General features: G+C 71.4%; 8 protein-coding genes. 1 reads left to right on the top strand and 7 read right to left on the bottom strand.

Annotated features, from left to right (window positions below; translation table 11 throughout):
• The 6 genes from ACTWPW_RS28810 to ACTWPW_RS28785 are packed head-to-tail and all read right to left on the bottom strand — an operon-like array spanning position 1 to position 7,275.
• The gene (locus ACTWPW_RS28810; RefSeq protein ID WP_443170480.1) at positions 1-1,734 is read right to left on the bottom strand and encodes a GH39 family glycosyl hydrolase; all 1,734 of its coding nucleotides are present in this window, start codon (positions 1,732-1,734) and stop codon (positions 1-3) included.
• Positions 1,735-1,750: 16 nt separating this feature from the next.
• Positions 1,751-3,256, bottom strand: a complete 1,506-nt coding sequence (locus tag ACTWPW_RS28805) for a glucoamylase family protein (RefSeq protein WP_375109822.1) — start codon at positions 3,254-3,256, stop codon at positions 1,751-1,753.
• A gap of 12 nt (positions 3,257-3,268) precedes the next feature.
• Complete coding sequence (locus ACTWPW_RS28800) at positions 3,269-4,090, bottom strand: carbohydrate ABC transporter permease (RefSeq protein WP_375109821.1); 822 nt, start codon at positions 4,088-4,090, stop codon at positions 3,269-3,271.
• Entirely contained in the window at positions 4,087-5,016 is a 930-nt protein-coding gene (locus ACTWPW_RS28795) for a carbohydrate ABC transporter permease (RefSeq protein ID WP_443170479.1), read from the bottom strand. The genes ACTWPW_RS28800 and ACTWPW_RS28795 overlap by 4 nt, the downstream gene beginning before the upstream one ends.
• Positions 5,017-5,020: 4 nt before the next feature.
• Positions 5,021-6,286, bottom strand: a complete 1,266-nt coding sequence (locus ACTWPW_RS28790) for a sugar ABC transporter substrate-binding protein (RefSeq protein ID WP_375109819.1) — start codon at positions 6,284-6,286, stop codon at positions 5,021-5,023.
• Positions 6,283-7,275 (bottom strand): LacI family DNA-binding transcriptional regulator, encoded by a 993-nt coding sequence (locus ACTWPW_RS28785; RefSeq protein WP_375109818.1) that lies wholly within the window; start codon positions 7,273-7,275, stop codon positions 6,283-6,285. Before ACTWPW_RS28785 ends, ACTWPW_RS28790 begins: the two co-directional genes overlap by 4 nt.
• Before the next feature lie 154 nt (positions 7,276-7,429).
• Here ACTWPW_RS28785 and ACTWPW_RS28780 point away from each other — a divergent pair, with 154 nt between their 5' ends.
• Complete coding sequence (locus ACTWPW_RS28780) at positions 7,430-7,834, top strand: nitroreductase family deazaflavin-dependent oxidoreductase (protein WP_443170478.1); 405 nt, start codon at positions 7,430-7,432, stop codon at positions 7,832-7,834.
• A 97-nt stretch (positions 7,835-7,931) separates the two neighbouring features.
• Here ACTWPW_RS28780 and ACTWPW_RS28775 read toward each other — a convergent pair whose 3' ends face one another.
• Positions 7,932-11,231 (bottom strand): S8 family serine peptidase, encoded by a 3,300-nt coding sequence (locus tag ACTWPW_RS28775; RefSeq protein WP_443170477.1) that lies wholly within the window; start codon positions 11,229-11,231, stop codon positions 7,932-7,934.
• Between the last annotated feature and the right edge of the window lie 22 nt (positions 11,232-11,253).

The following is an 11,253-nucleotide window of genomic DNA, read 5'->3' as shown; positions in this document are numbered from 1 at the left end:
TCAGCTGGGGGTCAGCTCGACGAACGACACGCCCGGCATGGGGAGGTCGAACGCCAGGGTGAGCGACGGGCCCGTGACGCTGGCGGGCGGGGTGAGCTCGTCGAGGCCGTCGGCCGCCCGGAGCTCGTCCCACTGCCCGCCGACCGGCCAGTCGCCGCCGCCCATCGCCTCCCAGGCCGCCTCCACGTTGGTGTGGTCGCGGTCGATGCGGTGGTGGGTGAGCGTGTACGTGCCGGCCAGCCCCTCGACGGTGAGCTCCACCGTACGGGTCAGCTCGGGGGCGCCCTCCGCCTGGGCGCCGTTGAGGGTGCCGTTCCAGACGAGCACGCCGACCCGGCCGTCGTCGTGCCGCGCCGCCCACGCCTCGACGCCGGCCACGTCCCCGGCGAGCTCGGCCGCCAGCTCGGCGTCGCCCAGCCGGTTGGCCAGGCTGAGGGCGTGGAAGCGGGGCTTGCGCAGGTTGCCGACGGTCAGCAGCCCGAACCCGCCGTGGAACAGCCGGGGCGGCTGGCCCAGCTCCTCGAAGTGGTCCGAGGCCACCCAGTGCGACAGCGCCGCGATCCGGCCGGCCGCCGACTTCATGCCGTGCAGCACGAACGCCGCCCCGAACGGGCCGTCGCCGATGCCGTGGAAGTGGGTCGGCGTGGGACCCCACTCGGTCCACCAGATCGGTACGTCCCGCCCGTACCTGGCCAGGGTGGGCCGCCAGTCGAGCGGCGCGTTCCCGTACGTGTGGGTGGAGACGAAGTCGAGCGCCGCGCCCGACTCCGCGACGTGGGCGAGCAGCTCCTCCACCCAGCCGTTGGCGGCCGAGGAGGGCCCGCCGACGCGCAGGTCCGGGTGCACGTTCTTCACGGCGGCGGCGGTGACGTCGTAGAGCAGGAAGTACTCCTCCCGCGTGCCGGACCAGAACACCGCCAGGTTCGGCTCGTTCCAGACCTCGAAGGCCCAGTGCTCGATCAGCTCGTGCACGCCGTACCGGTCCGCCAGGTGCTCGACCAGCGCCCTGACCAGGTCGCTCCACGCCTCGAAGTCCTTGGGCGGCGAGATGACGGCCTCGTACTGGAAGACGGTCTCGGACGGGTCGGAGGCCAGGTCGCGGGGCATGTAGCCGAGCTCCACGATGGGCCGCAGGCCGAGCGAGACGACCCGGTCGTAGACCGCGTCCACGCCGGAGAAGTCGTAGGCGCCGTCCTTGTACACGCCGAGGTCGTCGCCGAGGATGGCGTGCGCCCTGACCGTGCGGACGCCGAGCTCCTCGTGCACCGTCCGCAGCGCCCGCGCGAGCTCCTCGCCGATCGGGCGGCCACCGGTCTCGTCGGTGCTGAGCAGGTGTGACAGGTGTTCGGACCCCACCATGTACGCCCACGGCCGCGGCAGGTCCCGGGTCACCCGCCGCGCGTCCACCCGTAGCGACACCGTGGCCGCCGCGGCGGGCAGGGGGGCCGCCTCGACGGCCGGGGAGAAGGGGCCCGTCGCGTCCATGGCGGCGACGGCGGCCACGGTGTACGCCGCCGCCCCGTGCCCGGTGTCCACGAACCGGCAGGCGGGCACGGCGGGCACGTCCACGTCCGGGAGCACGGCGGGCACCCCGTCCCGGTGCACCAGGTAACCGATGGCGCCGGGCACGGGATCCCAGGTCAGCGTCACATGGCCGGCCCCCGGGACCGCGCGGAGACCGGACGGGGCCTCCAGCGCGGGCCTGGTCGAGGGGGTGACCGTCGAAGGGTCCATCAAGAGCTTCCCCGTTTCATCGCACGTCCCATTCCTCTAGCTGCATCACCGGCCGCAGCGTGGCCTCCACGCCGGAGCCGGCGAAGTACCGGTGCAGGTTGCCGCCCGTGAGCAGGTTGCCCAGGGCCGCCATGGCCATGCCCTGGTCGAGTGCCAGGTACCACTTGGACACGACCCCGGAGCGCACCGCGATCGCGTCGTAGAAGCCGCCGGGGCCGTAGGCGTCGAAGTCGCGGCGCAGCCGGGCCAGGTTGTCCAGCGCCGCGGCCTTCGCGTACGGCAGCGCCAGGAAGCTCGCGTGCGGCGTCACGATGCCGTCCCCGAACGTCTCGGGCGCCGGCTGGGCGGGGCGGCAGCCCTCGTAGCCGGGGTCGGTGCGGGTCTCCTCGCGGTCGGAGGTGTAGCCGGGCTCGTCCATGCCGAGCTGGTCCACGCCGTAGACGCGGTAGCCGCCGTGCGGGTCGTTGGACGGCGAGAAGCCCCAGTAGCCGTACCTGGCCTCCTTCAGGCCGTGCTCGATCTGGGCCCGGACGAACACCGGGTGGTTGCGGCCCCAGCTCCGGGGCGCCCACTTGGCCTCGGGCACCACCAGGTCGGGCATGAGGGCCTCGAACATGGAGCCGCCCCAGTTGGGGACGTACCGCATGCCGCGGTACTCGTACGTGCCCTCCCAGACGTTGACGCCCAGGTACCGCTTCCAGGACCCGACCGGCTTCTGCTCCTGCCAGCCGAAGTCGCAGGCGTTGTCCGGGAAGGTGCGGTAGGGGCCGAAGTAGCTCTCGCGCGGGAGCTGGCCGAGCGCGATGCCCACGTACTGGCCGATGCGGGTCTCGGCGGGGGCGCCGTAGTGGTGGCAGGTCGAGTAGACGGTCGTGCCGGTGCCGGCGTAGTCGCTCTCGACGAAACAGCCGTCCGGCGGCCGCTCCGGCCAGAAGCCGCCGCGCAGCAGGCCGGTGCCGGCGTCGGGGCGGGCGGCGGGGTCGTAGTACGACGTGAAGTCCATCGAGGTCACGAGGCGATCGGCGGCCCGGGCGTGGGCGGGCACGGCGTTGCGGACCATCATGAGCGCGGTGGCCAGCCAGCCGTTGTCCACGCTGGAGGCGAACAGCCGCACCGGGTCGCCGGAGTCGGGGAAGGTGTGGACGAGCTGGAGGGTGGCGGGGTCGTACCAGTTGTAGTACTGGCCGGTGGGGGTGTCGCGCTCCATCCGCTCCAGCGCCCCGAGCACCCTGCCGACCCGGTCGGTGGCGTCCCGGCCGCTGATCAGGCGCAGGTCGCGGGCGACGAGCGTGCTCCACAGGTACGTGCCGATGTTGGTGGGCGAGGTGACCTTGGCCCGCGTCCTGAGGTCGCCGGTCACCTTGTCGGCGGGCAGGCCGGTGGCCGGCTCCACCATGGCGGCCATCGATCTCCAGGTGTCCTTGGCGTAGCGGTGGAGCGTGCTGTCGGCGTTCGCGGGCAGGGCCGGCGCCGCGGCGACGGACACGGCTAAGGACGTCACGAGCAGGACCGTCTTGCGCATGGAGGTGCTCCTCTACTTGAGGCCGGTGGTGGCGATGCCCTGGATGAAGAAGCGCTGCAGGAAGACGAACAGGAACAGGATCGGCGCGATCACCACGACCGATCCGGCGACCAGCAGGTTGTAGTGGGTGCCCTCGAAGCCGTTGAGGATGTTCAGCGCGACCGGGAGGGTGTACATGTCCTCGCTCTGGGCGACCACGGCCGGCCAGAGGAAGTTGTTCCACGCGCCGAGGAACGTGATCAGCCCCAGCGTGGCCAGCGGCGGCCCGCACAGCGGCAGGACGACCGTGAAGAAGATCCGGAACTCCCTGGCGCCGTCGACCCTGGCCGCGTCGATCAGCTCGTCGGGAAGGTCGGAGATGAACTGCCGCATCATGAACACGCCCAGCGGCGTCACCACGGTCGGCAGGATGATCCCGATGAAGGTGTTGACCATGCCGAGCTTCGCGATCAGCACGAACTGCGGCACCACGAGCACGATCGCCGGGATCGCGAGCTGCACCAGCACCAGGCCGAAGGCCAGGTTCTTGCCGCGGAAGGAGAGCTTGGCGAAGGCGTATCCGACCATCGAGCAGAACAGCAGGTTGGTGGCGACCAGGACGAGCGCGATGATCAGGCTGTTGGCGAACGCGGTGCCGAGGCTGACCCGCTCGAACAGCTCGGTGAAGTTGGCCGGCGTCCACGTCTCCGGCCAGAACGTCGGCGGGTCGCGCCTGATCTCCCGCTCCGGCTTGAGCGAGCTGAGCGCCGTCCACAGGAACGGCCCGGCGACCAGGGCCAGCCCCAGGGAGAGCCCGAGGTAGATCACCGCGCGCTGGCGGCGGGTCCTTCTCACCTGTTCCTCCCCAGCCTGAGCTGCAGTACGGCGAGCGCCACGATCACGGTGAACAGCACGGTCGAGGCGGCCCCGGCGTAGCCGTAGTTGCCGACCCCGAAGTGGTTGAAGATGGCCAGGGAGGCCGACAGCGTGGCGTCGAGCGGCCCGCCCCTGGTCATGACCAGCGGCTCCTCCAGGAACTGCATGAAGCCCACCGAGCTGTAGACCGTGCAGAACAGCAGGACCGGGCGGAGCGAGGGCACGGTGACCGAGTGGAACTTGGCCCAGCGGCCGGCGCCGTCCACCTCCGCCGCCTCGTACAGCTCCCTCGGGATGCTCTGCAGCGCGGCCAGCAGCACGACCATGTCGAAGCCGAAGCTGCGCCAGGCCGTCATCACGATGATCGCCGGCAGCGCGGTGCTCTCGCTCTCCAGCCAGTTGTGCCCCTGGATGCCGACCAGCTCCAGCAGCCGGTTGACCAGCCCGGCCTCCGGCTCCAGCAGGAACTTCCAGGCCACGGCGATGCCGATGATGCTGGTGATGTTGGGCAGGTAGTAGCCGAGCCGGAAGAAGGCGGCGGGCAGGCGGGCGATGCCGGAGTTGAGCAGCACGGCGGCGGCCAGCCCGAGCCCGATGGTCAGCGGCAGCGCCGTGACCACGAACACGACGGTGTTGACCGCCGCCCTGCGCATGGCGCCGTCGTTCATGAGCCGCAGGTAGTTGTCGATCCCGACCACGTTGACGGCCAGCGGGTCGGCCACGTCGGTGCTGCGCATGTCGGTGAAGCTCATCCCGATGCCGACGAGCAGCGGCCCCAGGTAGAACACCGCGAACAGCACCACGAACGGCAGGATGAAGACCCAGCCGATGCCCGACCGGCGTAACGCGCTCCTGACCTTCACCGGGGGCGGGGCGGCCGGTGCCTGCCTCGTGAGGACCGTCATGGCGCTACAGGCCGGTCCCGATCGTGTCGGCCTGCGACTGGATCGCCTTGGCCGTCTGCTCGGGCGTGGACCGGCCGCGGGCCAGCTTCTCCAGCTCGGCCTCCAGGACCCGGGCCACCTGCTCCCAGGTGGGGAACGGCGGCGGCGTCTTGGCGTCCTTGAGCTGCTCGCCGAAGACCGCGAGCTGCTTGTCCGCGGTCAGCTCGGGCTGCTGCCAGGCCGACTGCACGGCCGGCAGGGCCTTGACCGTGGTGTACCACTTGGCCTGCACCTGCGGCTCGCTCAGCCACTGGATGAACTTCCAGGCCGCGTCGCGGTTCTTCGCCTTCTTGAACACCGCCATGTCGGCCCCGCCGACGAAGCTCGTCGCCGACACCGGCCCCTTCGGGTAGGGGGCGACGTCGAACTTGTCCGCGAAGCCGGGGCCGCCGTCGTTGTTGAGCACGCCGATCATCCACGGGCCGGAGAAGAAGCCGCCGACCCGGCCCTTGATGAACGTCTGCGGGAAGGCGTTGGCGGGGGTGTCGGTGGGGGCCAGCTTCTGCCGGAACAGCGACTCGTACTGCTTGAGCGCGGTCACCGCCTCGGGGGTGTCGAAGGTGTACTTCCCGTCCTTGACGATCTCGCCGCCGGCCTGCCAGATCAGCGGCAGCACCTCCTGCCAGGAGGCGCCGAGAGTGTAGCTCTGGTTGAAGCCGTCCGCGGCGCCGCCCTTCTCCTTGAGCGCCTTGGCGAACGCGGTGAACTCCTGCCAGGTCCCCGGCGGCTCGACCCCCGCCTTCCTGGCCAGGTCGGTGCGGTAGTAGAGGACGCGGGTCTCGACGTACCAGGGGACGCCGTACGCGGTGCCGTTGACGTCCACGGTCTGCCAGGCGCCGGGGAAGAACGCCGCCTTGTCGACCAGGTTGCCCGGCGTCGGCTCCAGCGCGCCGGTCTTGGCCAGCTCTCCCGACCAGGTGGAGCCGATCATGCTCACATCGGGGGTGGCGCCGCCCGCGATGGCCGCGGTGATCTTGTCGTGCGCCACGTCCCAGCCGATGGCCGTCACGTTGACCTTCACTCCGGGGTTGGCGCTCTCGAAGTCCTTGACGAACGCGCCGAGCGCCTTGCCCTCCTCCCCCATCGCCCAGACCGTGACCTCCCCCGTGATCTTGCCGGTCGTGACGTCCTGCGCCTGCTCGGGCGCCCGCTCCGCGCTGCGGCCGCAGCCCGCGGCCAGGATCGCGAGAGCCAGCACGCCCACGGCGGCGCGCCGGGTGGTGGTGTTCATGTTCGTGCCTCCTGGGGGTGGTGACCGCAGCTGGAGCGGATGACCAGCTCGGTGGGCAGGATGAGGTTGCTCGGGGTGTCGCGGACCCCCGTGATCAGCTCGTCGAGGGCGCGGGCGGCGCGGGCGCCGAGCTCGCGCATCGGCTGACGTACGGTGGTCAGCGCCGGCCGCGCGTGCCGGGCGGCCATGATGTCGTCCCAGCCGGTGACGGCCACGTCGCCGGGCACGTCGAGGCCCAGCTCCTCGGCGGCGAGCAGCGCCCCCAGCGCCACCTCGTCGTCGGAGCAGACGATGGCCCGCGGCCTGCCCCTGCTCTTGAGCAGCCTGACGGCGGCCTCGAAGCCGCACTCCACGGTGTAGTGGCGGGTGTCCACGGCGTCGATGGCGCCGCCGAGCGCGGCCCGGACGCCCTGCCAGCGCTCGTCCACGTCGTCCCGGCTGGTCAGCGGCGCTCCGAGGAAGGCGAATCGCTCGTAGCCGTGGCCGGTCAGGTGGCGGGCGAGCGCGTGCGCGGAGCCGGCGTTCTCGCTGCGCAGGGTGTCGGCGCCGGGCAACGGGTCGCGGGAGATGAACACCAGCCGCACGCCCAGCCGTACCAGCTCGGCGACCAGCGGATCGGGCACGGTGTGACCGAAGATCAGCATGCCGTCGACCCGCCCGGCCAGGTCCTTGACCAGGTCGTTGACCCGGGTGCGGCCCTTCGTGGACAGGATGACCACCGACCGGCCCAGCTCCGAGGCGACCTCCTCGTAGCCGAGCAGGACCTCCGTGTAGTAGGGACCCGCGAGGTCGGGGAAGACGATGCCGTTGGCGGCGTGGCGGCCCTCGGCGAGGCTGACTCCCAGGCGGCTGGGCGTGAAGTTGAGCTCCTCGACGGCCTGGAGCACCTTCTCCCGCGTCCTGGCGGCCACGGGGCCGGTGCCGCGCAGGGCTCTGGACACGGTCGCGATCGACACGCCCGCCCGCTTGGCCACTTCGTAGATGGTCACGTCCATGAGCCTGTGTCTTCCCTTCGTGTAAGCGCTTTCATCCTTGCCTGCTGTAAGCGCTTACACAAATGCAGTGTGCCAGCCGTGTTAACTTCTCGTACAGACCCCGTCGAGTAACGGTGAGGTCACGCCGCCGCTGGGTAGTCAGACGGGCATGCTCTATGGCAAGGAACATGTCCGGCGTTACCAGGAGACCGACGGCGCCGAAGGACACGACTGGAACAACACCGTCGTCCTGCTCCTGACCACGAAGGGCCGCAAGTCCGGCCGGCCCTTCACGACGCCCCTCATCTACCAGCGCTTCGGCGACGACTACCTCGTGGTGGCGTCCAAGGGCGGCGATCCGGACCACCCGCAGTGGTACAAGAACCTTCAGGCCGCGCCCGACGTCGAGGTGCAGGTGAAGGGCGACAAGTTCAAGGCCCGTGCCCGCACCGCCGGCCCGGAGGAGAAGCCGGAGATGTGGCGGGTGATGGCGGCGACCTGGCCCGACTACGACGAATACCAGCGGAAGACCGACCGGGAGATCCCGGTCGTCGTGCTCGAACGCGTCCGCTGACGTCCTCCGGGATCCGCGGACGGAAGGCCCCGCCGTGGCGGGGCCTTCCTGGTTGCAGGCTTGCGTTGCGGGCCTGGTCGCGTCAGGCCTGATTGCGTCAGGCGATCTCGTACGCCCTGATGACGGTCTGGGCGAAGGCGTTGCCGCCGGTGTCGACGGCCTTGATCCGCAGCGAGGCGAACTTCCCGCGCGCCCCGGCCGGGTGCCAGGTGTCGGCGGACCAGCCGCCCTTGGCCGACGGGTGCACCAGCGTGGGCAGCCAGGTGCGGCCGTCGTCGTAGGAGATGTCCATGCTGAGCGTGCGCAGCTTCAGGTCGGGCGAGCCGTCCTGGCGCTGGACGCGGAGCGGGATGCGCGCGTGGCCCGCGGCCGCCCGGTTGCGGTCGTCGAGCTCCGGACTGGCCTTGACGGTCAGCAGCGGCAGCGCCGGCCGGGTGCCCGGCTCGGGGGTCTTCGACCGGAACCGCCACTCAGCGCTGACCCGCGTGGAGAACTTGGTCAGGGTCGGCGCGCGGTCGGCGGTCATCGTGAGCCGGTAGTCGCTCTCCTTCTGCTCGGCCGGCACGTCGACCCAGCCGGGCAGGAACTCGGCGGAGTGGATCTCCTTGCCGTCGCGGTAGAGCTTGGCCTGCGGTGCGAAGTAGTCGCCGACGGAGTGCCGGTCGAGCGTCGGGTCCTCGAACATGCCCACCGCGAACTGCAGCATGTTCTCCTCCCGCCAGCTGTAGTCGCTGTCGGGGTTGAGCCCGGCCCCGAAGACGCCGTTGTTCCAGCGGTCGGTGGTCTTCTGGCCGGCGCGGTAGGTGGTGGTCTGGCCGAAGAAGAACTGGTCGAGGTCGTTGAGCCCCTCCGGCGGGTCCCTGTACTGGACGAAGGACGGGTACCAGCCGGTGTCACCCGGCGAGTAGTACTCGGTCCGGTGGAACGGGAGCGGGAAGCGGGACACGTGGCTGTACGGCATCCAGGCCAGCTCCTTCCCGTACAGCACGGGCAGCGCCATGTGCTCGCCGAGCTTGCCGTCCTGCTGGGCGGCGTACGTGGAGGTGACCTCGGCCAGGTCGCGGCGGCTCGGCCGGTAACCGGGGTCGGCGGGGATGCCCGGCTCGGCCTTCATCAGGTGGTAGAAGTACGGGCTGGCGTCAAAGCGGCCCTCGCCGTTCGGCTTGGCCCACTGGGTCCAGCGGTAGTAGGCGAAGTTCTTGCTGGCCGTCCGGGTCGTCGGGATGGCCTTGATGCCTTCGACGCGGTCGGCGCCCCACATGGAGTTCAGGTCGACGTCCACGCCGAGGGGCTGCTTCCCCTCGATCAGCTGCAGCATGCCCAGCATGCCGATGGCCAGCCGCGCGGTCGGCTCCTCCGTACGCACGTCCACCGGCTTGGCGCGGCGGGCGTCGGCGGTGACGGTGCGGTCGGCGTCGAGGGTGAACTCCGGCTCGGCCGCCATCACCAGCGTGCCGTCGTGGTCCTCCATCAGGATGACGACCGTGTACCGGTGGCCCTTCTCCAGCCGCAGGTCCAGGGTGCCGCCGGCGACGTCGTAGTTGGTCTGTTCCTTGGTGTCGAGGTCGATCAGGCCGGCGAAGGCGAGCTTGGTGGGCTGCCCGTCCGAGCCGGTGAAGGCGAGCTTGAGGCCGTGCCTCTCCGGCTGGACGCGCATGCCGATGCCGGTGCGTACGGTGACGTCGCCGCCCTTGGCCACGACCGTGCCGCTGTACATGCCGGTCGCCCCCGGCCGGGCGGTCACCGTGACCTGCGCGGTGCCGTGGGCGGGCACCTCGACCGAGGTGGCGCCGACGGTGAACGGCGTCGCCGGCTCGCCGTGGGCGTCCTTGGCCGTCACCTCCAGCTCCAGCCGGACGGCGGCGTCGCCGTCGTTGCGGTAGGTGAGCGTGCGCTCCTTGGGCTCGTTGTCGGGCAGCTCGACCTCTCCCATGGAGAGCGAGGCGGGCTCGGCGGTGACCTGCTGGGTGACGGCCCGGGCGACGTCCACCCGGCCGGAGCCCTGGACGTAGGCGCCCAGCTCGGCACCGGGGGCGGTGGAGGCCATGAGAGCCGCCTTGATGCGGTCGGCCTTCCAGTCGGGGTGCAGGCCGGCGACGATCGCCGCCGCCCCCGCCACGTGCGGGGTGGCCATGGACGTGCCGCTCATCGCCGTGTAGGAGTCGTCGACCGGGATCCCGGCCCAGGTGCCGGCGGCCCTGGCGGCGACGATGCCGACGCCCGGGGCGACCAGGTCGGGCTTGACGGCGGCGTCGCCGGCGCGCGGGCCGGTGCTGCTGAAGTTCGCGACCGAGTCCGCGTCGCGGTTGGAGGCGCCGACCGTCAGCGCGCGGTCGGCCGCACCCGGGGAGCCCAGGTTCTGGGGCCCGTCGTTGCCCGCGGCGATCACGAACAGCGTGCCGTACTGCTCGGTGAGGCTGTCGACGGCCTGCTCCAGCGGGTCGGTGCCGGGCGCGTCGGGGCCGCCGAGGCTGAGGTTGGCGACGCGGGCGCCGTTCTCCGCCGCCCACGTCATGCCCTCGATGATGGCGGAGTCGGTGCAGAACCCGCCCTGGTCGCAGATCTTGCCGACCATCAGCTTGGCGCTGGGGGCCACGCCCTTGTTCTTGCCGCCCGAGGCGGCACCGGAGCCGGCGATCGTGGCGGCGACGTGGGTGCCGTGGCCGTGGAGGTCGGCCGTGTCCGGCTCGGCGGTGAAGTTCTGGGCCTTGACGACCAGACCCTGGAGGTCCGGGTGTCCGGGGTCGTAGCCGGTGTCGAGGACCGCGACGGGGACGTCCTTGCCGGTGTGGCCGGCCGCCCACGCTGTGGGCGCGCCGATGTGCGGGACGCTCACGTCGAGCGACACCTTGGCCTTGCCGTCCAGCCAGATCTTGGCCGGCGCGGCCGCCGTCCTCGCCTGCGCGGTCAGCGTCTTCCACAGCGCGCCGGTACGGGGCTCGCTCCTGGCCACGCCGTTGATCGCGGGCAGCGGGCGCCCGCCGGCGGCGCGGAGCGTGCCGGCATCGGCCTGCTCCGGGTACGTCACGATGAGCGGGAGCTGCGGGCTGGCGGCGTCGTCGTAGCCGAGCTCGGCCAGCCGGGTGACGTTGAACAGCCGGGGGTCCAGCGTGCCCGCCGCCAGGAGGGGCATCGCGTCCGCGGGCACGATGCTGAGCCCGTCGGTGGACCGGCGGTGCACGAAGTCGATCTTCTCCCGGCCGGGGCCGGGAGCGATGTCGAGCTGGGTCTGCTTGTCGGCAAGCGCGCGGAGGGTGACCTTGTCCCCGGTGATGAGGGTGATCGTCTTCGCGGGCTCTACCTGGGCGGGGGGCGGAGTGGGTGCCGCCTGAGCCGGTACGGCCGCCGTTGTGACGGCCAGTAGCACGGCGCCCAGAAGGGCGATTCTCTGTTGCACACCCCGCTTTCTAACTGTCGGT

This window comes from Nonomuraea sp. KM90 (assembly GCF_052246675.1).
GTDB lineage: Bacteria > Actinomycetota > Actinomycetes > Streptosporangiales > Streptosporangiaceae > Nonomuraea.
This window is presented reverse-complemented; position numbering and strand designations above follow the sequence as displayed.